This is a genomic window from Actinoplanes sp. ATCC 53533, from assembly GCF_003947245.1.
This window is the reverse complement of the sequence record NZ_QHHV01000617.1, coordinates 1-699: the sequence shown is the minus strand read 5'-3', so window position 1 is coordinate 699 and position 699 is coordinate 1. Positions and strand designations below refer to the sequence as shown.

Below are 699 nucleotides of genomic sequence, written 5' to 3'. Positions count from 1 at the left end.
CATTCTCTTATTTGTGATCATTGGCGCAAGTCACTCTTCGGGCCCTTGTGTTAATGCCGAGCGCCGATAAGTTAATGCGGTTGGTCCGGTCCGCAGCCACACCCTCGGTGGCGCCGGCCAACGCCGCCGAATCCTCGCCGATGGAAACGGGCGACCCCGATCCCCCAGGGTCACCGCCTCCACGACGTCGAACCGGGTGAATCCGCGACAGCGGTGGGGCCTTCTTCCCGCCCCCTGACACCGGAAAGTTCCGGCGTCAGCTAGCCCGGTAGGTGGCCAAGCGGAAGAAAGGCCACGTTCCGTTGCCACACGCCCGCACGAGGCTCCGTGCGCTGGTGGTCGCCGCCCTGGCGATCGCGATCACCGGGAGCATCGCGACCGCCGCACACGCGGAACCGTCGACGAGTGAGCTGACCAAGAAGATCGACAAGGCGTCCGACCAGCTCGAGGACGTCGTTGAGTCGTACAACAAGATGAACCTCAGCCTGAAGCAGACCAAGGCCGAGGAGAAGAAGCTGGCCGCGTCGCTGGGCCCGGCCAAGGCCGCCTTGGAGGCCGCCGGCGCGCAGATGGACACCATCGCGCAGTCGGCCTACATGACCGGCAACGTCGGCACCATGAATGTCCTGCTCGAGGGCTCGGACAACCTCATGGACCGGATGAGCTTCCTCGAGCAGATCTCCCGCAGCCGCAGCCGCG

1 protein-coding gene is annotated in these 699 nt (G+C 65.4%); it reads left to right on the top strand.

Features of this window, described 5'->3' with window-relative positions:
* Positions 1-335: 335 nt before the first annotated feature.
* A partial coding sequence (locus DMB66_RS60315; RefSeq protein WP_370321618.1) for a coiled-coil domain-containing protein occupies positions 336-699 on the top strand: 364 nt, incomplete at its 3' end.